Origin of the sequence: Aeromonas bestiarum (assembly GCF_028751155.1) — a bacterium.
GTDB lineage: Bacteria > Pseudomonadota > Gammaproteobacteria > Enterobacterales > Aeromonadaceae > Aeromonas > Aeromonas bestiarum.
Window position 1 is genome coordinate 4,353,032 of the sequence record NZ_CP064746.1, and the last position, 23,205, is coordinate 4,376,236.

Sequence of the window (23,205 nt, forward strand, 5' to 3'; positions counted from 1 at the left end):
CACTGTAAAATCTATAACTCCCAGCTATAAACTGACATCAGTTTTTCAGACCCAGCCTCTCCGCCAATCCGGAATAACGTTCGGTCTTTTTCCTGACCGCTTGTGCCAGCAGGGCGCGATCGCCGTAGAGATCGAGGCGGGCCTTGGCGCGGGTGATGCCGGTATAGACCAGTTCGCGGGTCAGCAGGGGGCTGGGGCTGTCGGGCAGCACCAGCACCGTATGGGTAAACTCCGAGCCCTGGGATTTGTGGATGGTCATGGCGTAGACAGTCTCGTGGGGCGGCAGGCGGCTGGGTAGCAGGGCGCGCAGGGTACCGTCCGGCTGCTCGAACCATACCTTCAATCGGCCGGTGTCATCGGGCAGGCAGAGCCCCATGTCACCGTTGTAGAGGCCGACCCCGTGGTCGTTGCGCACCACCATCACGGGGCGCCCCACATACCAGTCCCCATCGCGGGCAATCAGCCCGGCCCGTGCCAGGGCCAGTTCCAGTCGCTCGTTAAGCCCCAGCACCCCGAAGGGACCGTCGCGCAGGGCGCAGAGGATCTGGAAGCCGTTGAACGCCTTGAATACGGCGGCGGGATCTTCCCCCGCGCGGGCCGCCTTCAGATAGCTGCCGTAACCGGCCACTCCCTGGGCAATCAGGGCCTCGTAGGCCTCCCCGGCCCAGGGGTGCAGGCTGATATCGCCAAAGCCCATGCCCCAGACTGCCTCCACCGCAGTGGCATCGCCGCTGTTGCAGGCGCGCGCCAGCTGGCCTATGCCCGAATGCTGATCGAAGCGCCAGCTCTTGGAAAGCAAACAGAGGCTGTCGCGCACGGGTGCCCCAGCGGGCGTGCCCTGCAAACGGTAGCCGGTCTGGCGGGAGAGCCAATCCGCCTGCGCCGGGCTGATACCCTGTTCGATAAAGCTGCAGATATCGCCGAGCACGGCCCCCGCCTCCACCGAGGCGAGCTGATCCTTGTCGCCGAGCAGGATCAGGCGGGCGTGGCTGGGCAACGCATCGAGCAGGCGCGCCATCATGGGCAAATCGACCATGGAGGCCTCATCCACCACCAGCAAGTCGAGGTGCAGAGGGTTGCCTGCGTGGTGGCGGAACTGGCTGCGCCCCGGGATCACCCCGAGCAGCCGGTGCAGGGTGCCCGCTTCGGTGGGGATGGCTTCGACCCACTCGGGGGGCAAGTCCAGCGCCTGCAGGGCAGAGCCGATACTCTCGGTGAGGCGCGCCGCCGCCTTGCCGGTGGGCGCCACCAGCCGGATCGCCGGTGCCTTGCCTGCTTGCAGGCCGGTTTCCACCAGAATGGCCAGGAGCTTGGCCACAGTCGTGGTCTTGCCGGTGCCAGGGCCGCCGGAGATGACCGCGAAGGGGCGTGCCGCCGCGGTGGCCGCCGCCAGCTTCTGGCCGTTGCAGCAGAGCGCCTCGGGCACCAGCATATCCAGCTTGCCAAGATCGCTCGCCGCCTGCGCGCTGGCCAGCAGCGCCTCTATGGCGGGCCAATCCACTTCGCTCGGGAACACCAGATCCAGGTACTTCTCGATAAAGTGGTGGGCCGAGAAGTCGGGGGTAAGGCGGGCTTTCAGCAGCGCCGCGAACACAAGCCCGTAGTCGCGGGCAAACAGCCGCGACAGGGCCGGGGCAATCTCCGGCCATTCGGCGCGCTCGCTCAGGGTGCGCAGATGGCGGGCCACGCCCTGCTCGTGATCGTGGTAGCGGGTGAGGTAGAGGCGCCCGTGCCACAACCGCAGCGGCCAGCGCGGGGCGACCCCGTCATCTTGCTCGGTGCCAACGAGCGGGCTGGCCGCAAACAGGGCGGGCCAGCGGGCCGGATCCGCCAGATCCAGCAGCAGATCCCGGCTCTGTTGGGGATCCAGCCCGAACGGGCGCAAGGATCCTGCTGCCAGCATCTCCAGCGGCAGACAGACATGGCCGCGCCCCAGCTCGAAGCAGGCGAGCGCAGCCCCCAGCACCAGCTCGGGGCTGCCGCCAAGATCGGCCACCAGCTTGGCAAATTGCAGATCCAGCTGGCGGATGCGCCCCGTCAACGCCAGTGCTTTCAACCGTTCGATCATGATGACGCTGGTCGCTGTGCTGATCATGGTGTCGCTCATGCCTCTACCTCGTTCAATACGTGGGATCCCGCTGCTGGCGGCTCACTGCCTTCGCCAAACAACCGATCCAGCCCCAGCACCAGCTCACGGCTGGGGCGGGTATGGAAAATCCCCCCCTGCGGCATGCCGCGCAGGAACAGATAGAAGACCCCGCCAAAGTGCTGCTCGAAGTCGTAGCCCGGCAGGCGCAGGGCCAGCAGCCGGTGCAGCGCCAGCGAATAGAGCTGGTATTGCAGGTCGTAACGGTGCTCCGCCATCGCCTGCTCCAGCGCCGGGCGGCTGTAATCGGCGGGGCGCATGCCGAGGTGGTTAGATTTGTAGTCGAGCAGATACCAGCGCCCCTGCCACTCGAACACCAGGTCGATAAAGCCCTTGAGCATCCCCTGCACGGTGGCAAAGCTCAGCGGCTTGTTGCCGCGTGACAGCGGGTCGTGCTGCTGGCAGAGCGCGGTCAGCGCCGGCGCCGTCACCCGCCCCATGGGCAGGAAGAACTCCAGCTCCACCTGCTTGCGATCCGCGCTCAAGTCCCGCAGCCGCACCGGCTCGCCAAAGCCGGTATCCAGCGGGGTATCGAGCACAGCCTCCACCTGCTGTTGCAGCACCTCGGCCCAGCTTTCGTCGAAACCATCCTGCGCCAGCAGGCTGGCGATATGGTGCGCCAGCGACTCGCCGCCCGCGCTCTGGAAATCGATGGTCTCGAACAGGCTGTGCAGCAGGGTGCCGGGGCGCGCCCCTTTCGGGAAGGTGAAGATGGAGGGCTCAGGCGCTGCCACCTCCCCCGGTTCGGCCAGCAAGGCAGCGCTCGCCGCCTCGGTCACTACCTCGTCATCGAAGCCGGGATTGGCCAGTACCCCCTTGCTGTGACCATTTCCTTGCGCCGCCAGCCCGGAGTAGGAGCTGATCCACCAATCCCGCTCAAGGGAACCGGTAAAGCGGCGCACCTGCGGCTCGCCCAGCTGCTCCTCTTCAAGTGGCAAAGGGGCCGGACGGGTGAGCGAGGGCTCACAGACCACCACCCCGGGCAGCGCCTGCGACAGCTCGGTGAGGGCGGTCGCCAGAGTTTCGGCATCCCCCTCTTCACCCTTTTGCAGCAGGTAGCCGATGGCGGTGTGGTGCAGGTCTGTCTTCTCCGACTTGCCGTTGCCCGAGCGCACCGGGGCCAGCCCCAGCCAGGTGGCGTAGACGCCTCGGGTCAGCGCCACATAGAGCAGCCGCAAATCTTCGGCGAGGCGCTCCTTGTCGGCTTCCGCCAAGGATCCCTCGGCGCCGGTCAAGTCGAGTATGGTGCGATTGCCCGCCTCGTCCGCCTCGTGATAGAGCGGGGTCTCGGCGGTTCTGTGGCTGCAGATGAAGGGCAGGAATACCAGCGGGTACTCCAGCCCCTTGGATTTGTGGATGGTGACTATCTGCACCAGCTTGCGCTCGGATTCGAGGCGCAGTACCTGCTCAGCATCCTGGCCGTTGGGGCGGCTCACCGCCTCCCCCAGCCAGCGCAGCAGAGCATATTCCCCATCCAGCTCGCTGCTCACCTGTTGCAGCAGCTCACCGAGATGGAGGAAGTTGGTCAGCCGCCGCTCGCCATAGGGGCTCGCCAGCAGAGAGGAGGCGAGATTGCGCCTGTGCAGCAGGGCCCGCAACATGGCCAGCACGCCGCGGCGGTGCCAGATCTTGCGGTACTCCATAAACTCCTGCACCGCGGTCTCCCACGCCCGCTCGTCCGAGGCCAGCGCGTCCAGCGCCCTGGCGTCGAGGTCGAACAGGCCGGTCGCCAGCGCCGCCCGCAGGCTGCGCTCTTCACTCGGGTTCTGGCAGGCGTGCAGAATAAGCAGTATCTCCCGCGCCTCCACCTGCTCCAGCACGCTCTCGCGGTTCGACAGATAGACGGACGCGATGGCGAGCCGCGCCAGCTCCTGCTGCACCAGCTTGCCCTCAGCGCCGGTGCGCACCAGCACGGCGATGTCCCCCGCCTTCACCGCCTGATCGCCTATCTGCGCCTTGCCCTCGCGGGCCTGGGTCAGCAGGCGGTGGATCTCGGCGGCCGTGGCGCGGGCCATCTTGCTCTGGTAATCCCCCCGATTGAAGGTGGGCTGGCCGGTCAGCTGCCAGCAGTGGAGCACGGGGGCAGTGGCGCCACCCAGCAGCAGCGCCTTGCTCTTGCCCTGCGCCTCTACCGGCAGGAAGGGAATATCCGCCTCGTAGATAAAGGGATCTTTCGCCCGCTCGAACAGGCCGTTGACCGCCCCCACCAGCGCACTGCTGGAGCGCCAGTTGCGCCCCAGGGTGTAGTGGGCACTCACATTTCGCCGCGCCTGAATGTAGGTAAAGATGTCTGCGCCGCGAAAGCCGTAGATGGCCTGCTTGGGGTCACCGATCATCAAGAGCGCCGTGTCGCTATGACCACCATAAAGACGGTGGAAGATACGGTACTGCTGGGGGTCTGTATCCTGAAATTCATCTATCATCGCGACCCTGTAGGTGGCGCGAATGCGCTCGCAGAGCCGCTCGCCCAGGCTGGAACCTAGCGCCCCGTCGAGGTCTTTGAGCAGGTCATCGAACGAGAGCTGGTGGGCCTGCCGCTTGCTGGCCTGCATCCGGCTACGCACCACTTTGGCGGCCCGTTGCAGGATGAGATCCCGAATACCGGGGCGGCTCGCCAGCAGCGCATCGATCTGACTGAACAGCGGCAGAGTCGGTGGCGCCTTCCCCTTGTTCAACTTGGCTTCCAGTGTCTCCTGGCCGAAGCGCTCGAGATCCTTGGGCAGCGCGTAGCCGCTCGCCTCGTCCTGCGCCCAGTCGCTTATCTTGGCGAGCCAGCCTTCGTAATTCTTGCCGGTATAGAGCTTCATCTGCCCCTCGGTCTGGCGGCGGATCTCGTCCATCTGCGCCAACCAGGCATCTTTCACCGCATCGATGCGGGCCATGGCCGCCTGATGGCGGGCGGCGAGGGTCTCATCCCCCAAGGCCGGGTGGATCTCCAGCTCGCTGTTGTCGAGCCAGCTGCTCATCTCCCGCAGCAGGGCGGCGGGGCTCGGCCAGAGTGCGCGCACCGAGCCGGCCAGGGTCTTGTCCACCGGATAGAACTCGGCGCGCCAGTAGTCGCTCACCGCCTGCAGCCTGAGCTGGCTGTCGTCGGTGAGAAATTCGGTTTCAAAGAGGGCGCCAGACTCGAAGGCGTTCTGCTTGAGCATCCGCTGGCAGAAGCCGTGGATGGTGAAGACCGCCGCCTCGTCCATCTGCCGTTCGGCGGCCAGCAGGCGGCGGGCCGCCAATTCATGATCCTCCACCTCTTCCAGCAGCTGGGCCAGCAGATCATCGCGGCTTTGCCCGCGCATAAAGGCAAGGCGCGCCTCGTGGATGCGGGCGCGGATCCGCCCCCGCAGCTCGGCGGTGGCCGCTTCGGTAAAGGTCACCACCAGGATTTCGGTCACCGACAGCGGCCGCTCGTGGGCGCTGGGCTGACCGGCATCGGCCCCCTCTTCACCACTGTCTTGTTCAATAATCGGGCCGTGGCCCAGCAGCAGGCGCAGGTAGAGACCGGCTATGGTGTAGGTCTTGCCGGTGCCGGCGGAGGCCTCGATCAGTCGTTCACCGTGGAGGGGAAAACGCAGCGTATTGAGCGGGTTAGCCATTATTGCAACTCCTCCAGGGTCTGGTGCAACGGGGTCAGGTGTTCGCGGGCCAGCGCCTGCAACTGGGTCAGCACGGCCTCATCCAGTTCGGGGAAGCAGCGGGCAACATAAACGTCCTCCCCTTCGCCATTGACCATATAGCCGCCGTTGAAGCGGGTGAGGGCCGCCTTGTCGGCCGCCTCCGGTTTCTCCGGATCCTTCTCCATCGCCTTGAGCCAATCCCAGGCGGTGTTGGGGAAAAACGGCAGCGGCCGCTTCATCCCCTGGGCCCAGAGCGCCACCAGGGCCGCCAGTCTGGGGCGCGCCTCGTCGGCCGAGAGCTTGGGCAGTCGCAGGCTCTGCTTGGCATCGAACAGCAGGGTGTCGCCGGGGGCACTGCTCAGGCAGAGGCAGAGGTGCTGGATCCAGCCAAGCAGCAGATCCTTGCCGTTGAAGCTGCCGGGTTTCACCACCAGCAAGCGTCCCTTCTGAGTGTCGATCCACCCCTGCAACTGGCCCTGTGCCAGCGAGATATCGATCTCCACCGCCTGTTTTTCACTGACCCAGGGGCGCAGACGCTCCGCCAGCTTGCCCATCTCGGCATCCAGATCGTCCAGCAGCAGGCTGCCGAACCAGCCTTGCGGCAGCAGGCCGGTGAGCTGCAACCGCTCGCGGCGCACCGCACTATCACCCTCAGCCAAGTGAGCACCGAGCAGCAGGTCTTTAAGCTGATAATTTTGCAGACCGTCCAGCTCGAACGGCTCGCTGTCCTCTATGTTGGCTTCGTTCAACTCGAACCACACCTTGAGGCGGCGGTTGAGGAAATACTTGGTGGGTTGACGATAGAAGCGCAGCAACTCGGCCAGCTCCAGCCCCTGCTCCTTGCCCCATTCGGGAGGCAGCGGCAGCTCGCCGCTCTGGAAGTTGGCGGCGCCGCGCACCGGATTGAGGGCGGGCAGCCAGTCGGCAGCATAGGTGAACAGCCGCGACCCCGGCTCGGGATGGAAGTAGTTGCGGCTGTAGGGGGTGAGCGGGTGCGGCACCATCAGGTGCTTGAGCAGTCGCTTGCCGGAGGTCTCGTCGTCGAGGTTATCATCCCCCGCCAGCATGAAACCCTGACGCACATAGTCGATCAGCTCGGCCAGCAAGACGGATGGCACCTTGTCGCTGTTGTCCTGGGCGCTGAAGCCCTGATAGCTGATGTAGAGCCCCTGCTGGGCGCTGAGCAGCGCCTCGAGGAAGAGGTAGCGGTCATCATCGCGGCGGGAGCGATCCCCGCGCCGCGAAGCCACCGCCATCAGATCGAACCCCATGGGGGCCAAAGTGCGCGGATAGACGCCGTCGTTCATGCCGAGCAGGCAGACCTGTTTGAAGGGGATGGAGCGCATCGGCATCAGGGTGCAGAAGTTGACCTGACCGGCGAGGAAGCGCTGGCTGGAGCGGGACTCCCCCAGCACGCTGCCGAGGTAATCCTGCAGCAGGTCGGCGGTAATGGGCTGATCGAAACGAGCCTCGCCGAGCTGGGTCTGCCAGTCAGCCAGCTGGCTGCGAATGAGCTGGAGCTGACGCTCTTCCTCCTCGTCGGCCAGATAGAAGCGCTCCAGCAGCGCCAGCAGGCAGGCATTCCACTGTGCCAGCGGCTGCGCCTGTTGCAGCCGGGGCAGGAATTCGGCCAGCGAGTCGACAAACCAGGCGAGCTTGCCGAGCGCCAGCCCCTGCTGACCTTCGATCTCTGCATAGGGCAATATGCTGGCCAAGGGCCCCTGCTGCCCCCCCATACTGTCGGCACAGGGCAAGATACCCGCCACCGGCTCGCCATCCCCCATGGCAAAACCGAGCAGCATGCGGCGCAGGCCGAACAACCAGCTGTTGCCGGACATGGGCGGCAGATCGAAACGGGCGGGATAGCCATCGTCCAGCCCCCAGCGAATGCCGGTCTCCTGCACCCAGACCCTCAGCTGGTTGAACTCGTCGTCATCCAGCTCGAAGCGGCGCAGCACGGCGGGCACCTCGAGAATGGCGAGCAGCTCGCCGGCGCCGAAGCGGGCGTTGGGCAGCTTGAGCAAAGCGAGGAAGCTTTGCAGCAGCGGGCTCTCCTGGCTCGCCGCCCGATCCGATACCGCGAAGGGGATCTGGCCGCGCGCACCGAACACCGCCTGAATGTAGGGGCCGTAGCTGTTCACGTCCGGCATCATCACCACTACGTCTTTCGGGTTGAGGGACGGGTCCTGCTCGAACAGCGCCAGCAGCCGGTCGTGCAGCACCTCGAGTTCCCGCATCGGGCCGTGACAGGCGTGGATCTGCAAGGATCCATCCGTTGGATCGATCGGGCTCTTGTGGTGGCTGCTGTCGAGATCGAACTGCCCCGCCCCCCGTTCGGCCAGCTCCAGCACATCCTTCTGGATGGCGCGCAGCAGGCTGACGTTGCCCCTGGCATCCAGCTCGTCGATGTCGACAAAGGCCTCGATTTGCGGCACCTCCAGCTCCATCAGCTGATGCAGGTAGTCGCGCCCCAGCTTGCCCATGGAGGCAAGCAGCGGGTTGGCGGGGCCCTGCAAGGTCTCGATATCCGTGCCGGGCTTGAGCTTGTTTTCAAGGCGCGCCAGGGTTTTGCGATCCAGCAGATCTCCCCAGTAGTAGCGGCAGGGGTTGGTGACGAACAGGTGCACCTCCACCTCGGGTCGGCTGCCGAGGGCCAGCAACGCCTCCACATAGCGCGGCGGCAGCGCCGAGATGCCGAACACGAACACCCGCTGCGGCAGCTTGCCCGGCAGCTCGGCGGTGCGCGCCAGCTCGTGGATAAACTCCTCGTAGAGGTTGGCTCTGTGGTAGCCGCTCGGGCTCAGCGCCAGGGTGCGGGCCACCAGCTCGCGCCACAGTTCGGGCTGCCAATCCTGCCCGCTCACCCCGGCCAGCTCCTGACTCCCTGTTCCGACAAGTCCCTCTCCCTCTTCCCAGCGGGCGATCCAGTCCGGCCGGTAGACCAGATACTGGTCGAACAGATCCGCCACCTTCTGGCAGAGCTGCCACAGTCGCACCTGTTCGGGATCCTGCGAAGGATCCTCGTCATCCCCACCCCCCAGATAGGCGGCGAGCGGTGCGAAGGCGGGCCTGCCCAGCAGGGCGGGCAAAATGGTCATCAGTTGCCAGCTCATGGCGCCCTTGTTGTAGGGGCTCTGGCGAGGCACGTCCGCCAGCACCCGGGTGAACATATCCCAGATGAAACTGGCAGGCAGCGGGAAGTCGATATTGGCGGCGATGCCGAAGGCCTTGGCCAGCTCCAGCTTGAGCCACTGGGCCATGCCCGGACTCTGCACCAGGATCTGCTCCCGATCGAAGGGGTGAGAGAGAGGAGCCTGCCGGATGCGGCTCACCAGCAGCTCCTTGAGCAGATCCAGCTGATTGGAGTGGTAGAGGGTAAACATGGACGACTCCCGCCAATTCAAATGAGGGGTGGGTGCGAGAAAAGGTGAGTCATTCCCGTCACTTCACACGAAATGGGATTGTCGGGGATCGGGGGGTAAGATGCAAAAGGCGCTTGTTGCCGCAGATCACGTCGCCATCATGCGGGGCGGGAAAGGGTCAATGGCGGGCATAAAAAAGCCGGTGCTGCTGCACCGGCCAAAAGGCGTTGGAAAACTCTCGCTATCCGGGTATTACCAGTTCTTGCCGAGGCGGGCATCCAGACTGAAAGCCCCTGCACCGGCCGCCGCCAGGGCCAGGAAACCACCGGCCACGGAGACGTTCTTCATGAACATCAGCATCTGCATCTGATCCGCAGGTTGATAGTGGAAAATAAAGGCGGCCATCAGGGTGAAACCGGCCATCAGCACAGAGATGCTGCGGCTGAACAGACCCAGCATGATGGCGAGGCCACCACCCAGCTCCAGCAGGATCACCAGCGGCAGAATGAATCCGGGCACGCCCATGGCTTCCATGTAACCCTGGGTACCGGCATAGCCGCCGATCTTGCCCCAGCCTGCAATCACAAACATCAGTGCCAGCAGAACGCGACCCACCAGCAGTGCCACATCTTTCATCTTGTCCATTTCAAACTCCTCGTTGTATGTCAAATCACCGCTGACTGCTTCAGGGTAGGTCAAATAACAGGGCTTGGCTGGCACTCATTGCCACCAGATCCCATTTGGGTTCATCACGACTGAGTACCCCGTCGCCGGGTCGGGCAGCCAGACCGTTGGCGGTCAGCTCCCCTGAAATCATCTGCAGGTAACCGTGTCGGCCGGCCAGCGCCCAGGCGAGACTCTCACCGGGTTCAAGCTGCAACCGCCATACGCGGGCCTGTTGGCGGATCCTGAAGGATCCCGCTTCGCCGTCCGGCGACGCCACCAGCGTCAATCCCGGGTTGGCTTCAATCTTCTTCTGCTGATAACCGGGGGTCGTGCCGTGTTCGTTCGGCTCGATCCAGATTTGCAACAGGGAGAGCGGCTCGGTCTGCGAGGGGTTGTACTCGCTGTGCCGGATGCCGGACCCTGCGCTCATCAGCTGGAAATCCCCTGCCGGGATCTGCTCGGCGTGGCCGAGGCTGTCCTTGTGCTCTATGGTGCCTTGCAGCACGCAGGTCAGGATCTCCATGTTGGCGTGAGGGTGAGTGGCGAATCCGCCACCCGGTGCCACCAGATCCTGATTGATGACCCGCAGCACCGAATGCCCCATCCAGTCCGGGTCGTAGTAGTGCCCGAAGGAAAAGCTGTGGCGCGCATCCAGCCAGCCGAAGTTGGCCTTGCCGCGCGCTTCTGCGGCTCTCAATGTCATCATGGTGTGCTCCTCACGTACCGATACGGTTGATTAACGCTGCTTGCCGCTACCGATGCCGAACGGAATCCGGTAGTCGCTGCTCTGCTCACCCAGGCTCACGGTCAGGTTGCCCTGGGTGCGGCTCGGGATCTGTACCTGCTGGCTGCCCATCAGGTTGGCATGCACGGAGGCAACCAGGTCGCCAGACTCGTCACGCACTTCCAGCATGGGGCTGCCCTTGCCTTCCACCGCGGCACTCGCGTGCCAGTTGACGAACAGCACACCCGGGGCGGCGTTGAGGTCAGCGGGAACGGAAGCCTGAGCAAAGCCGGCTGTCATCAGGCCTGCAACGGCCAGCATCTTGATTACGTTTTTCATGTTCATTCACTCTCTTGGTTTTTATGTCATTGCCAAGGCCGGTTCGGCCAGAATCAATGCATCCATGCAAGAGGTTATTCAAATAGTGTGTTGTTCTTTTACCGACATCAGACATCACTCTTTGTGATGCCTCAGCCCGGAACTACTGTTTATTTGGCCGCTTGGCCTTCCTGCCTAAGCGTTGATTGAATATTAAAGACACTTGGCCTAAGTTGTTAGCGAGATAAACTGGCAAACATGTTCAAAAAAATTGAAGGTATGAAATGGCCAAGGAATCGAACAAGGAACGGGCGCTGACCCTGGAAGCCATCCGGGTGCTGGACGCCATCGATCGCCGTGGCAGCTTCGCGGCGGCCGCAGACGAGCTGGGCAAGGTCCCCTCGGCGCTGAGCTACACGGTACAGAAGCTGGAAGACGAGCTCGACGCCATGCTGTTCGACCGCAGCGGCCACAGAACCAAGTTCACCCCGGCCGGCCGAATGCTGCTGGAGCGGGGCCGGGTGCTGCTGGAGGCGGCCGAGCATCTGGTGGGCGAGACCCGGGCGCTGGCCCGTGGCTGGGAGACAGACATCACCATAGCCGTCGATGCCCTGGTGCCGCTGCAGGCGCTCTATCCCCTGGTCGAAAGGCTGGCGGAGCTGACGGATACCCGGCTGAGGTTTCGCGCCGAGGTGCTGGCAGGCAGCTGGGAGTGTCTGGAAGATGGCCGGGCCGACCTGCTCATCTCCTCCCTCAACCCCGACATCATGCTGACCGGCATCAAGCATCAGGCGCTGCAGGAGGAGGTGATGCTCTACGTCGCCCACCCGGATCACCCGCTGCATCAGGAGCCCGAGCCCCTGGCGGACGAGACGCTGCGCCGCTACCGCGCCATCGCAGTGGCGGACTCTGCGCTGCGCAAGCCGGTGCTCACCTATCGCCTGCTCGACAAGCAGCCGCGTCTCACCGTCAGCACCATGGCGGAGAAACGCGATGCCCTGCTGGCGGGGATAGGCGTCGGCACCATGCCGCTGAGCTGGATAGAAGAGGACATCAAGGCGGGCCGCCTCAAGGTGATCAGCCCCGAGTATCGTCACCAGATCCAGGTCGTACTGGCCTGGCGGCGCGATACCATGGGCAAGGCCAAGAGCTGGCTGGTGCGGGAGATCCCCAAGCTGTTTCCCTGCAAGGGGGAGTGAGGCCGGGGAGCCTTAGCCATGACGGATGGAGGCAGCGATCGCCTCCGCTTGACGGCGGGCGCAAATTCGGGGAAAAGAAAAAAGCGGACCTCTTGCGAGTTCCGCTCAATGCCAGGAAAGAATAAAAACCTTGCGGTTTAAAAAACCCTTAAATTGGAAGCAAACAATCGATTTCTCAACCAGGAAGGTCTTGAATCCGATTCGTTTTGAATTATGCGCGATGTTTTATGCGCCACCAGCAAAATGTTGAATGGTTGAAGGATATGCACCGCAGAGTATCACTATCTGCAACCTTCACCCTTGACTGGTCTGGCCATTTCAACCGATTACGACGGGTTTATTTCCTCTGGTTTTTTTAAGTGTCAGTATCTGAGCCCATAACTAAAAAAGAACCCAGTTTCTGACACAACATAAAGATGCAGATAAAGGAATAGTTGCATGACCTACAGCCAGACCCTGGCCAACAATATTCTCGACACCCTGAAGAAGACCCTGACCGACAAGGGGATCCGCTATCAGACCCTGGCAGAAGCCATGGGGGTCTCCATCGCCACCATCAAGCGGATGATGAACAAACCCTCCCTGCCGTTCGATACCCTGCTGGAGATCTGCCACCTGGTGGGGCTCTCGTTCGAGGAGCTGCTGGACCGCACCCAGGATGCCCAGAGCCGCCGCGCCGTCTTCACCCAGGAGCAGGACGAGGCATTCCACAAGGAGCCGGGCCTCTACGCCTTTCTCGCCAACATCTTCTGGCGCGACAAGACGCTGATCGATCTCAAGCGGGAGTACGGCCTGACCGACGCCTCCTGCTACCTCTACCTGCGCAAGCTGGAGAAGCTCGGCATCCTGCAGCTCGGCATAGACAACAGCTATCACTTCCTCATCAGCGAGCGCATCAGCTTCGAGCAGCACAGCCGCTTCGCCCGCCAGCAGGCGCGCCAGGCCATGTCAGTGCTGGGGGACTATCTGGTGGAGAACATGCACAAGTCCAACAACTACATGGCGCTGTGCCAGCTCCATCTGGGCGAGAGCGAGGCCATGGCGCTGATCGAGCGGATGAAGGAGTACTGGCACCAGGAGCTCAAGCTCAACCGCCCCGCCATCGGCCAGCGCGAGGGCAGCAAGACCTACACAATGTCGCTGCAGCTGGCGGACTGCGGCTACCAGAGCTTCGACGACCTGATCCCCAATATCGACAACTGATCCCGGCGGATCCTGCGGGATCCGTCAGCTGTGGTCAGCTCGATAGCGGCAATTCAGGTCGTCTTGCTGCCATCGGCCGCAGCGGCCGCATATCCCGACAGATACCTGTCGCCACTGTGCCCGCCAGTGCGCGCTGATTCATTGTGACTCCGCCATATGAGGACATTTTGAGGGGCTGAATGCAGGCGACAGCGCCCGGGTGTCGAGATGAATTCGTATGGCATCCGGCCGCCAGTGCTCGATATCGCAATCCACCAGCCCCCCTCGCTCGTCATAGTTGACCCGTACCAGCCGCAGCACTGCGCTCCCTTCCGCCAGATTGAGGGCGCGGGCTATGGCGCCCCGCGCCGCCGAGGGGGTGATCTCCAGGCTGGCGCCGCCCTGGCCTATGCCATAGTGCTGCTGGTAGAGCTCGGTGAGTGAGCTGGCCAGCGGCGCACTGGCGATATCGGGGAAGCGGCTGGCCAGCAGGTGGTGGCTGACGTGGAGCACGGGTCGACCGTCGATCAACCGCTGGCGGCGGATTTCGTAGAGCGGGGTGAAGGGCGCCAACCCCATCCAGCGGCACAACTCGCTGCTGGCAAGCGCACTGCCGTGGGCCAGTACCCGGGTCTCGGCAATGCGCTGCTGCTCGCCGATCCACTGGTGAAAATGGGTGTGGATGGCGGGGTCGTAGGTGAGCCGGGGCGGCGCCACGAACCAGCCGCGCCGCTCGGCCCGGTAGATGAGGCCGTCCGCCTCCAGGCTGGAGAGCGCCTCCTTGATGGTGATGCGGGTGGTGGCGAAACGCTCGCTCAAGGCCCGTTCGGCGGGCAACTGTTGCCCCGCCCCCAGCTGGCCGCTGCCGATATAGCGGCGCAGGGTCTGGCAAATCTGTTCACACTTGGAGGGGCTGCGGCCAGCAGCCACACCCTGTTCGCTCAATCGCTCTGTCACTGTCACATCCCTGTCGGTCATTCCGGTTTGCGTCCGTCTGGAGTAGACCAGCGGCTGTCGGCCCTGAGTTGTAACCGCTGTGGATGACAGTGCCGTGACAGGGCGATTGTCATCAAACTGCCATCAAAGCGCCCCGCCACCGTCATATTTCCCCTCTAGCATCCCTCTCGAACCTTAACTGACCTAGTCCAGAGGGATGGGATGATGAAAAGCGTGATCGCAAGTGCACTGGCCCTGGTGGCCATCAGTCAGCCACTGTTTGCCGCCGAGAACATCGCGGATCTTGAGAAAGCCGCCCGCGGTGAAGGCCAGCTCAGCAGCATAGGCATGCCCGACAGCTGGGCCAACTGGAAGGACACCTGGCAGCAGCTGGGCAACATCTACGGCATCAAGCATCAGGATACCGACATGAGCTCGGCCCAGGAGATCGCCAAGTTCGCCGCCGAGAAGGCCAATGCCACCGCCGACATCGGCGACGTGGGCGGTGCCTTCGGCCCGGTCGCGGTCAAGCAGGGGGTCACCCAGCCCTACAAGCCCTCCACCTGGGCAGACATTCCGAACTGGGCCAAGGATGCGGACGGCCACTGGATGCTGGCCTATACCGGCACCATCGCCTTCCTGATCAACAAGGATCTGGTCAAGGCCGCCCCCACCAGCTGGCAGTCCCTGCTCGGCGGTGACTACAAGGTGACGCTGGGTGACGTGGGCGTGGCCTCCCAGGCCAACAACGGCGTGCTGGCGGCGGCCTATGCCACCGGCGGCAGCGAGAAGAATCTCAAGCCCGCCTTGGAATTGTTCGGCCAGCTGGCCAAGCAGGGTCGCCTGTCGCTGAACGACCCCTCCATCGCCAATATCGAGAAGGGCGAGGTGGAAGTGGGCGTGCTGTGGGACTTCAACGCGCTGAACTACCGCGACAAGATAGACCCCAAGAAGTTTGATGTGGTGATCCCGAGCGACGGCTCCGTCATCGCCGGCTACACCACCATCATCAACAAGTGGGCCAAGAACCCCAACGCCGCCAAGCTGGCGCGGGAATACATACTCTCCGATGCCGGTCAGATCAACCTGGCCCGTGGCTATGCCCGCCCCATCCGCAGCAATGTGGTGCTGCCGGACGACGTGAAAGCCAAGCTGCTGCCGGCCGAGCAATACGCCAATGCCAAGCCGGTCAGCGACCATGCCGCCTGGGAGCAGAGCTCCAAGGCCCTGCCGCGCCAGTGGCAGGAAACCGTCATGATCAACATGCAGTAAGGAGTGCCAGTGCAACACAAGGTGATAGTGGTACTTGTTGATGGCCTGTCTGCCGAGGTAGCCCACACCATGGGCTACCTCACAGGCATGGTGGAGGCAGAGCGCGGCCTGTATACGACCCTGAGCTGCGCCCTGCCCTCCCTCTCCCGGCCCCTCTACGAGTGCATCCTGACCGGCGTACCGCCAGTAACCAGCGGCATCACCCACAACGGGGTGAGTCGCCTGAGCCAGCACGAATCCATCTTCCATCTCGCCCGGGCCGCGGGCAAAAGCACCGCCGCCGCTGCCTATCACTGGGTAAGCGAACTCTATAACCGCAGCCCCTGGCTGGCGCTGCGGGATCGTTACACCCATGACGAGCAGTTGCCGATCCAGCACGGCTGCTTCTACTGGGATGACAACTACCCCGACAGCCACCTGCTGCTGGACGGCGAATGGCTGCGCACCCAGTACGACCCCGACTTCCTGCTGATCCATCCCATGGGGGTGGACGATGCGGGCCACAAGTTTGGCCTGGATTCTCGCCAGTACCGCAACCAGGCGCGCCGCATGGACAGCCTGTTGGCCGATCTGCTGCCCCAGTGGCTGGCAGAAGGGTATCAGGTGGTGGTCACCTCGGATCACGGCATGAACGAGGATCTCAGCCACGGCGGCACCCTGCCAGAAGAGCGCACTGTGCCGCTCTGGCTGTTTGGCGATGCCTTTGTGGCCCAGTGGCCGGAGGGCGCGACGATCGCCCAGACCCAGCTCTGCGCCCTGATGGCCGACTTGCTGGGCATTCCCCACGACAAGCCAGCCGCACCACAGCTGCTCAAGGCGGCCTTTATGCGCGAGGTGCACTGATGATGCCTGCCACCACGAGGATCGCGGCGGATCAACCCGTGAAGATCCTGCACGGAGCCCGCCGCCACTGGCTGCCGGCCATGGTGCTGCTCCCCTTTATCCTGCTGATGATGTTGTTCCAGCTCGCCCCCATGGTGTGGGTGCTGGTGGGCAGCTTCCAGACCCCGGATGGCTGGGGCACCGACCATTACCGGGAAATTTTGGGCTCCCCCTTCTACCTGCAATCCTTCACCAACTCGCTGCGTATCGCCGGCATCGCCAGCCTGGCGGGGCTCGTCATCGGCACCCTGGGCGCCGCTGCGCTGCGCCACAGCGGCGAGCGGGTGAAGCGGCTGCTGCTGGCCTTTGTCACCATGACCAGCAACTTCAGCGGCGTGCCCCTGGCGTTCGCCTTCATCATCATTCTCGGCATCAACGGCGCCGTCACCCTGCTGCTCAAATCCTGGGGCTGGATCGACGGCTTCAACCTCTACTCGGGGTCGGGCCTTATTCTGATCTACACCTATTTCCAGATCCCGCTCGCCTTGCTGCTGCTCTATCCGGCGTTCGATGCCTTGCAGGATGACTGGCCCCAGGCCGCCGCCCTGCTGGGGGCGAGCAAGGGGCAATATGTGTGGCACGTGGCGCTGCCTGTGCTCACTCCCGCCCTGCTCGGCACCCTCATCATCCTGTTTGCCAACGCAGTGGGGGCCTATGCCTCCGCCTACGCCCTCACCACGGGCAACTTCAATCTGGTGACCATACGCGTGGCCAGCCTGGTCTCCGGCGACATCTTCCTCGAGCCCAATCTGGCGGCGGCGCTGGCAGTGATCCTGATGGTGCTGCTGGGAGTGGTGACGGCCGCCAACCAGTGGCTGCTGAAGAAGAGCTATGTGAACAAGGGGCAATCCCATGCATGACCTGACGCCACGCTGGCCAAGGTGGGTGCTGGGGGCGCTGGTCGCCACCCTGCTGCTGCCGCTGCTGGCCACCTTTCTCTATTCGATCTCCACCCGCTGGGGGGCGACCCTGCTGCCGGACGGCTTCACCCTCGACTGGTATCTACAGCTGTGGGGCGACCCGCGCTTTCTCGCGGCATTTGGCCGCAGCCTGCTGGTCTGCTTCGCGACCCTGCTGCTCGGAACCCTGGTTCTGGTGCCGACCGTGCTGGTGGTGGCCTACTACTTCCCCAGGCTGGATCCCTGGATGAACCTGCTGATCCTGCTCCCCTTCGCGGTGCCGCCCGTGGTCTCCTCCGTGGGGCTGCTGCAGATCTACGCCGACGGTCCGCTGCCCATAGTCGGCACGCCCTGGATCCTGATCGGCACCTGGTTCACAGTCGTGCTGCCCTTCATGTACCGGGCGCTGGCCAACAGCCTGCAGGGTGTACCGCTGAAAGATCTGATGGATGCCGCCCACCTGCTGGGGGCCAGCAGTGCCCGCGCCTTCGCGCTGGTGGTGATCCCCTGCCTGCGCAAGGGGCTGCTGGCGGCGCTGTTCCTGTCGCTCTCCTTCCTGCTCGGGGAGTTCGTGTTTGCCAACATGCTGGTGGGCACCCGTTACGAGACCCTGCAGGTCTACCTCTACAACATGCGCGCCACCTCGGGCCACTTCACCAGCGCCCTGGTGATGAGCTACTTCCTGCTGACCCTGCTGCTCACCTGGGCGGCAAACAGATTCCATCGGTGATCCATATGTTCCATCTAGAAGTAACCCAACTGCACAAATCCTACGGCGAGACCAAGGTGTTCGAGGGGATAGAGTTCGGCATCCGCAAGGGGGAGCTGGTGACCCTGCTCGGCCCCTCAGGCTGCGGCAAATCCACCCTGTTGCGGGCGCTGGCCGGGCTCACCCCAGTCGATGGCGGTCAGGTGCGGGTGGCCGGTGAAGAGATCACCTGGCAGGCCCCCCAGAAACGGGGCATCGGCATGGTGTTCCAGAGCTATGCCCTCTTCCCCAACATGACGGTGTGGGACAACGTGGCCTTCGGCCTCAAGATGAAGCCCCAGCCGGGACGGGAGCTGGCGGCCAGCGTGCAGGAGGCCTTGAGTCTGGTGGAGCTGGATGGCTTAGAGCGCCGCTATCCGAGCGAGCTCTCCGGTGGCCAGCGCCAGCGGGTCGCCCTGGCCCGCGCCCTGGTGGTGCGGCCAAGGATCCTGTTGCTGGACGAGCCGCTCTCGGCCCTCGATGCCCGCATCCGCCGCAGCCTGCGCTTGCAGATCCGCGAGATCCAGCAGCGACTCGAGCTCACCACCATCTTCGTCACCCACGACCAGGAAGAAGCGCTGACCATGTCGGACCGGATCTTCCTGATGAACAAGGGATCCATAGTCCAGAGCGGCACGCCTGAGCAGATCTACACCCGCCCCGCCAGCGAGTTTGTGGCGAGCTTTATCGGCAACTACAACCTGCTGAACGCAGAGCAGGGCAAGTCCCTGTTCGGCCCCCGTTTTCAGGGCAAGCTGGCGCTGAGGCCGGAGTCCATCACACTGCTGCCCGCAGGAGCGACCAGTAGCGAGCCCAGCCTGCCCGGCATCATTCGCCAGCAGCAGCTGCTCGGCAACGTCATCCGCTATCAGGTGGCGTGCGAGGCGGGGCTCTTGACGGTGGACTGCCTCAACCGCTCGGCCCGGGATCTGCTGCCGGCAGGCACGAGTGTCACTCTGGCGGTGGCCCGGGATCAGCTGTGTGAGGTAGCATAAGGCCATGTATCCCATTCTGTTTTCGGCCGGCATCAAAATGCCGGCCACCAACCCAAGGAGCCGTCATGGCACTGGCACTGTTTGATCTGGATGAGACCCTGATTGCCGGGGATTCCGCCAGCCTCTGGCTGGAGTACATGGTGGCCCAGGAGCTGGCCCCGGCGGACATGATTGCCGAGGAGCAGGCCATGATGTCCCTCTACCATCAGGGCAAGATGGACATGCATCAGTACATGGCCTTCACCCTGCGGCCGCTGGCGGGCAAGTCGCGCCAGTGGCTCGGCCAGCAGTGCCAGCACTTTGCCGAGCAGGTGCTGCGGGCGCGCATCTACCCGGAAGGGTTGGCGCGCATCGAGTGGCACAGGGAGCGCGGCGACGAGCTGGTGCTGATCTCCGCCTCCGGCGAGCATCTGGTGGCGCCCATGGCGCAGATGCTGGGGATGGATCACTGCGTCGCCATACTGCTGGATGAGGAAGAGGGCATGCTGACCGGCCAGACTCGCGGCACTCTCAGCTTTCGGGAAGGCAAGGTGGCCCGCATCAACCAGCTCTTCGCCGGGAACGATAACCTCTGGCAGGAGAGCCACGGTTACAGCGATTCCCACAACGACCTGCCACTGCTGCGGGCTGTGACCCATCCCCATGCGGTCAACCCGGCACCCGGCCTGCGTCAGGTCGCCGTCGAGCAGGCCTGGCCCACCCTGGACTGGCAGTTGGTCGGCTGATCGGCTGAATGAAGAAGAGGCCCTCAGGCCTCTTCGTTGCTCAACAGGCTGCCTTTTGGCAAGCTCCCCTCTCCGGCCACCAGTTCCTGTGGCTTGCCCAGGTAGATGCGGTTCTTGCCATCGCGCTTGGCACGATAGACCTCGGCATCGGCCACCTCCAGCAGCGTCTGGCCGTGCGTCACCCCATGGCTGGCCACCAGCCCGCCACTCAAGGTGAGTCTGAGGCCAGGCTCGCGCCAGTCCAGTGACTCCACCCCCTTGCGAAACTGCTCCATCAGCATCAGGCAGAAGTGGGTGTCCGGGTTGACCATCAGCACCACCAGCTCCTCCCCGCCGTAACGGCAGACCCAGCCATGATCCCCCAGCAGCCGCATGGCCAGTTTGGACACCCGCTTGAGCACCACGTCCCCGGTCTGGTGGCCATAGTTGTCGTTGACCCGCTTGAAGTCATCGAGATCGACCATGGCCAGGCAGAAGGGCTGGTGTTCGAGCAACAGCCGGGTCAGGCGTTCGTCGAAGAAGCGGCGGTTGTAGAGGCCGGTCAGCTTGTCCAGATGGGCCTGCTGGCGCGCCTCGTGATAATCCTTGCCCACCTCGGCCAGCTCGGCGTAGACGTCCTTGAGCTCACGCATCCCGCCCTGGGGCACGTCATCGGGTTGGGTCCGGCTGGCCCGGATCATGGAGGAGATCTCGTCAAGCATGCGGCGGAAATAGCGGGACCACACCAGTGCCAGCACGAAATAGAGCACGCAGGCCAGCGCCACCATCAGCTGCACGTTGAGGGAGACCCTGTCGATCGCGGCCTGGACGCTGGCCGCCGGTTGCACGCTGATGAGCACCCAGTTGCGTTCAGGCAACTTGCTGTAGGCCACGAACAGCTGGGAGGCCTTGTCCAGGAAGATGCCATCCCCCTGCTTGAAGCGGGAGAGCCACTGGGGATGGGTCATGGGCTTGAGCAACTGGGCGGGATCCGGGTGCACCAGCACCTTGCCGGACTGGTTGACTATCATCTGGTACCCGTTGTCAGCCTGGCGGTTCAGCTGGGCCGAGAAGGGCGCCAGGATGGCATCGACCGCAAACACCCCCCGCACCTTGCCGCTGGCATCGGTCAGGGCCCGCGCCAGGGCGATCACCAGGTTGCCATTGGTGTAGTCGTAGTAGGGCTCGGTCCAGACTATCTTGCCCAGATGCTGGCTGGCCAGCTGGTACCAAGGGCGTACCCTGGGATCGAAGTTGGCATCCGCCTCCCACTTGGGGTAAATCAGCATCTGGCGCTCGGCCGTGCCGACATAGATGTAGATGAGGTCGGCCATGACCCCCTTGTAGAGCCGCCACTCCTTCAGATAGGTCTCGGTATTGTACAGGCGGGGGCCGCTGATATCTTCCACCTTCACTTGGTCGTAGATAAGCGTAAACTGCCGTTCCATCTCCTGGAGATAGGGCTCGATGAAGACGTGACGCAACTGGTGATTGGTGGCGAGCAGACGCTGCTGCAACTCGTTTTGCAGGCTGCGTTCCATGTGCAGATAGTAGATGCCGCCCAGCATCAGCACGGGAATGAACAGCAGCAGCAGCCCCAGCCGCATCCGGGCAACCAGGGACCAGGTTTTCTTGGAGACAACACGCTTATCCAACCCGGACTCCTGCTACCGTCAGACATGATGTAGTGTCAGAATATCAGCACCACGGGATGGCGTCCAAAATGAAGCTGGTTATATGCTCAACAAGAGGTAATCGACACGGATGTTGAACCCGGATCTGCTGATGGCGCTGCACTATTGCGCCGTGATCACCCTGACCGGGGCCATCACCTCAGAGTATTTTCTGTTCCGGCGCGGCATGTCCATCGAACAGGTGCGCAAGCTGCTGCTGGCCGACGGCCTAGCGGCGCTGGCTCTGCTGCTCATCTTCATCACGGGCGTGTTGCAGGTGCTCGCCCACCCCGACGAGCCCGCCGTGCTGCTCGCCAACCCCGGCTATCGCACCAAGCTGCTGCTGTTCTTCGTGATGGCCATCAGCTTTGGCTACCCCAGCCGCCTCTTCTATCGCTGGCGCCGCTCCCTTCGCCAGGGTCGGGCCCCCATGGTCTCCATCCAGCAGCAGTTCTGGGTGATCTGGATCCTGCGCGGCAACCTCTTGCTGCTCGCCCTCATTCCCCTGCTGGCCAGACTCGCCAACAGCTGAAAGCAGCCGCCATGAAACCGCAATAACGGCTGATCCTGAGCCTGGGCAGCAAGGCTCTTGCTGCTCGCCCTCATCCCCCTGCTGGCCAGACTCGCCAGCAGCTGAAGGCGACGCTTATTCAGCAGCCATACGGATCAATCCGGCCCCTGCACGGCCATTCTGCGGCTGGCACCCTTTTCCCCTCGCGGCCCCTCCTGCGGACCAAACTCGCGAGCGTTAAAGACAAATCCCCCCGCACACGGTTATCTTGGTGGCTGGAGCTTTGCGGACGGGTGCCTGCCCGCCACCTTTTCAGGGATGAATTCGTATGCGTTCGAACATGATGTTACTGATGGCCGCCGCCATCTGGGGGCTGGGCTTCGTCGCCCAGCGGCTGGGGATGGATCACATGGGGCCTTACACCTTCAACGGCCTGCGCTTTCTGCTCGGTGCCGCCTCCCTGCTGCCGCTGCTGTGGTGGCTCAAGTCACGCCAGCCCACCGGTCAGTCCGGTGATCGCCGCCTGCTGCTGACCGGGGGCCTGCTCGCCGGGGTCGTGCTGTTCAGCGCCGCCTCCCTGCAGCAGGTGGGGCTGCTCTATACCACGGCCGCCAAGGCGGGCTTCATCACAGGCCTCTACATCATACTGGTGCCCGTCATCGGCCTGGCCCTGCGTCACAAGACCGGCGCCAACACCTGGGTCGGCGCCCTCATCGCCATGGCCGGGCTCTACTACCTGAGCGTGACCGAGGAGTTCACCATAGGCTACGGCGACCTGCTGCAGGTGATCGGCGCCCTGTTCTGGGCCATTCATCTGCTGGTGCTGGATCACTACTCGAGCCGGGTCGCGCCGATCCGCCTGGCCGGCGTCCAGTTCCTGGTGTGCGGCCTGCTCAGCCTGGGGATTGCCTTCACCATGGAGACGCCGACCATGAGCGGCGCCGTGGCGGGCTGGCAGGCGCTGCTCTATGCAGGTCTGGTCTCGGTCGGTATCGGCTACACGCTGCAGGTGGTGGGGCAGCGCGGCGCCCATCCGGCCCACGCCGCCATCATCCTCAGCCTGGAGACGGTGTTTGCCGCCATCGGCGGTGTGCTGCTGCTCGGCGAGACCCTGGATGAACGCGCCATGGTGGGCTGCGCCCTGATGCTGGCGGGCATGTTGATCTCCCAGATCCGCCTGCGCTGGTGGTGGAAATCGCGCCGGGACAAGGTGCCCAGCCAACCCTAGCCGAGCGGGCCAGATTCGGCCTGTAGTCTCATGCTGGCCCATATGCCTGATCCCGCAGATCCGCCTGCGCTGGTGGTGGAAATCGCGCCGGGACAAGGTGCCGAGCCAGCCTTGATGCGGGCGGACATCTTGCTCTCACGGGTGCGACT

Annotated in this window: 18 protein-coding genes; 10 read left to right on the top strand and 8 right to left on the bottom strand. The window is 63.8% G+C overall.

The window, feature by feature from the left end:
• Positions 1-37 precede the first annotated feature (37 nt).
• From recD to IU367_RS20235, 6 genes are all read right to left on the bottom strand, one after another.
• The gene (gene recD, locus IU367_RS20210) at positions 38-2,107 is read right to left on the bottom strand and encodes an exodeoxyribonuclease V subunit alpha (protein WP_274452926.1); all 2,070 of its coding nucleotides are present in this window, start codon (positions 2,105-2,107) and stop codon (positions 38-40) included.
• The gene (gene recB, locus IU367_RS20215; protein WP_274452927.1) at positions 2,104-5,736 is read right to left on the bottom strand and encodes an exodeoxyribonuclease V subunit beta; all 3,633 of its coding nucleotides are present in this window, start codon (positions 5,734-5,736) and stop codon (positions 2,104-2,106) included. Before recB ends, recD begins: the two co-directional genes overlap by 4 nt.
• A complete protein-coding gene (gene recC / locus IU367_RS20220; protein WP_274452929.1) occupies positions 5,736-9,140 on the bottom strand; it encodes an exodeoxyribonuclease V subunit gamma in 3,405 nt (1,134 codons plus the stop codon). The genes recB and recC overlap by 1 nt, the downstream gene beginning before the upstream one ends.
• 231 nt (positions 9,141-9,371) lie before the next feature.
• The gene (locus tag IU367_RS20225) at positions 9,372-9,764 is read right to left on the bottom strand and encodes a DoxX family protein (RefSeq protein WP_043141457.1); all 393 of its coding nucleotides are present in this window, start codon (positions 9,762-9,764) and stop codon (positions 9,372-9,374) included.
• Positions 9,765-9,804: 40 nt separating this feature from the next.
• Complete coding sequence (locus tag IU367_RS20230; RefSeq protein WP_274452930.1) at positions 9,805-10,491, bottom strand: pirin family protein; 687 nt, start codon at positions 10,489-10,491, stop codon at positions 9,805-9,807.
• Positions 10,492-10,521: 30 nt separating this feature from the next.
• Entirely contained in the window at positions 10,522-10,854 is a 333-nt protein-coding gene (locus tag IU367_RS20235; protein WP_274452931.1) for a hypothetical protein, read from the bottom strand.
• Between the two features lie 257 nt (positions 10,855-11,111).
• On the opposite strand from IU367_RS20235, the gene IU367_RS20240 reads away from it, so the two are divergent.
• Together IU367_RS20240 and IU367_RS20245 are read left to right on the top strand one after the other, a co-directional pair.
• Complete coding sequence (locus IU367_RS20240) at positions 11,112-12,026, top strand: LysR family transcriptional regulator (RefSeq protein ID WP_043556051.1); 915 nt, start codon at positions 11,112-11,114, stop codon at positions 12,024-12,026.
• A 438-nt stretch (positions 12,027-12,464) separates the two neighbouring features.
• The gene (locus IU367_RS20245) at positions 12,465-13,229 is read left to right on the top strand and encodes a helix-turn-helix domain-containing protein (protein WP_043141465.1); all 765 of its coding nucleotides are present in this window, start codon (positions 12,465-12,467) and stop codon (positions 13,227-13,229) included.
• A 138-nt stretch (positions 13,230-13,367) separates the two neighbouring features.
• Here the strand turns inward: IU367_RS20245 and IU367_RS20250 are convergent, their stop codons facing one another.
• Positions 13,368-14,186: a UTRA domain-containing protein gene (locus IU367_RS20250; RefSeq protein ID WP_274452932.1), complete on the bottom strand. Its 819-nt coding sequence runs from the start codon at positions 14,184-14,186 to the stop codon at positions 13,368-13,370.
• 183 nt (positions 14,187-14,369) lie between these two features.
• On the opposite strand from IU367_RS20250, the gene IU367_RS20255 reads away from it, so the two are divergent.
• From IU367_RS20255 to IU367_RS20280, 6 genes are all read left to right on the top strand, one after another.
• Positions 14,370-15,416, top strand: coding sequence for an ABC transporter substrate-binding protein (locus IU367_RS20255; protein ID WP_043141471.1), 1,047 nt, complete (start codon positions 14,370-14,372; stop codon positions 15,414-15,416).
• 9 nt (positions 15,417-15,425) lie between these two features.
• On the top strand, positions 15,426-16,259 hold the full coding sequence (locus tag IU367_RS20260; protein ID WP_274452933.1) for an alkaline phosphatase family protein: 834 nt from the start codon (positions 15,426-15,428) through the stop codon (positions 16,257-16,259).
• The gene (locus IU367_RS20265; protein ID WP_274452934.1) at positions 16,259-17,158 is read left to right on the top strand and encodes an ABC transporter permease; all 900 of its coding nucleotides are present in this window, start codon (positions 16,259-16,261) and stop codon (positions 17,156-17,158) included. Before IU367_RS20260 ends, IU367_RS20265 begins: the two co-directional genes overlap by 1 nt.
• On the top strand, positions 17,151-17,927 hold the full coding sequence (locus tag IU367_RS20270) for an ABC transporter permease (protein WP_043141478.1): 777 nt from the start codon (positions 17,151-17,153) through the stop codon (positions 17,925-17,927). The genes IU367_RS20265 and IU367_RS20270 overlap by 8 nt, the downstream gene beginning before the upstream one ends.
• Before the next feature lie 5 nt (positions 17,928-17,932).
• Positions 17,933-18,940, top strand: coding sequence for an ABC transporter ATP-binding protein (locus IU367_RS20275; protein WP_274452935.1), 1,008 nt, complete (start codon positions 17,933-17,935; stop codon positions 18,938-18,940).
• A 65-nt stretch (positions 18,941-19,005) separates the two neighbouring features.
• Positions 19,006-19,665, top strand: coding sequence for an HAD family hydrolase (locus IU367_RS20280; RefSeq protein WP_098981703.1), 660 nt, complete (start codon positions 19,006-19,008; stop codon positions 19,663-19,665).
• 23 nt (positions 19,666-19,688) lie between these two features.
• Here IU367_RS20280 and IU367_RS20285 read toward each other — a convergent pair whose 3' ends face one another.
• The gene (locus tag IU367_RS20285; protein ID WP_274452936.1) at positions 19,689-21,299 is read right to left on the bottom strand and encodes a sensor domain-containing diguanylate cyclase; all 1,611 of its coding nucleotides are present in this window, start codon (positions 21,297-21,299) and stop codon (positions 19,689-19,691) included.
• A 109-nt stretch (positions 21,300-21,408) separates the two neighbouring features.
• Between IU367_RS20285 and IU367_RS20290 the strand changes: the two genes are divergently transcribed.
• Both IU367_RS20290 and IU367_RS20295 read left to right on the top strand, forming a co-directional pair.
• The gene (locus tag IU367_RS20290) at positions 21,409-21,849 is read left to right on the top strand and encodes a DUF2214 family protein (protein WP_043141487.1); all 441 of its coding nucleotides are present in this window, start codon (positions 21,409-21,411) and stop codon (positions 21,847-21,849) included.
• A 307-nt stretch (positions 21,850-22,156) separates the two neighbouring features.
• Positions 22,157-23,056 carry a DMT family transporter gene (locus IU367_RS20295; protein ID WP_274452937.1) on the top strand — a complete coding sequence of 300 codons (900 nt, stop codon included), beginning with the start codon at positions 22,157-22,159 and terminating at the stop codon, positions 23,054-23,056.
• The last annotated feature ends 149 nt before the right edge of the window (positions 23,057-23,205 follow it).

Coding starts and splice junctions, on each gene's coding strand:
- IU367_RS20290 (WP_043141487.1), top strand. CDS start 21,409: ATGTTGAACCCGGATCTGCTGATGGCGCTGCACTATTGCGCCGTGATC.
- IU367_RS20250 (WP_274452932.1), bottom strand. CDS start 14,186: ATGACCGACAGGGATGTGACAGTGACAGAGCGATTGAGCGAACAGGGT.
- IU367_RS20270 (WP_043141478.1), top strand. CDS start 17,151: ATGCATGACCTGACGCCACGCTGGCCAAGGTGGGTGCTGGGGGCGCTG.
- recB (WP_274452927.1), bottom strand. CDS start 5,736: ATGGCTAACCCGCTCAATACGCTGCGTTTTCCCCTCCACGGTGAACGA.
- IU367_RS20245 (WP_043141465.1), top strand. CDS start 12,465: ATGACCTACAGCCAGACCCTGGCCAACAATATTCTCGACACCCTGAAG.
- IU367_RS20235 (WP_274452931.1), bottom strand. CDS start 10,854: ATGAACATGAAAAACGTAATCAAGATGCTGGCCGTTGCAGGCCTGATG.
- IU367_RS20225 (WP_043141457.1), bottom strand. CDS start 9,764: ATGGACAAGATGAAAGATGTGGCACTGCTGGTGGGTCGCGTTCTGCTG.
- recC (WP_274452929.1), bottom strand. CDS start 9,140: ATGTTTACCCTCTACCACTCCAATCAGCTGGATCTGCTCAAGGAGCTG.
- IU367_RS20255 (WP_043141471.1), top strand. CDS start 14,370: ATGAAAAGCGTGATCGCAAGTGCACTGGCCCTGGTGGCCATCAGTCAG.
- IU367_RS20230 (WP_274452930.1), bottom strand. CDS start 10,491: ATGATGACATTGAGAGCCGCAGAAGCGCGCGGCAAGGCCAACTTCGGC.
- IU367_RS20265 (WP_274452934.1), top strand. CDS start 16,259: ATGATGCCTGCCACCACGAGGATCGCGGCGGATCAACCCGTGAAGATC.
- IU367_RS20280 (WP_098981703.1), top strand. CDS start 19,006: ATGGCACTGGCACTGTTTGATCTGGATGAGACCCTGATTGCCGGGGAT.
- recD (WP_274452926.1), bottom strand. CDS start 2,107: ATGAGCGACACCATGATCAGCACAGCGACCAGCGTCATCATGATCGAA.
- IU367_RS20275 (WP_274452935.1), top strand. CDS start 17,933: ATGTTCCATCTAGAAGTAACCCAACTGCACAAATCCTACGGCGAGACC.
- IU367_RS20295 (WP_274452937.1), top strand. CDS start 22,157: ATGCGTTCGAACATGATGTTACTGATGGCCGCCGCCATCTGGGGGCTG.
- IU367_RS20240 (WP_043556051.1), top strand. CDS start 11,112: ATGGCCAAGGAATCGAACAAGGAACGGGCGCTGACCCTGGAAGCCATC.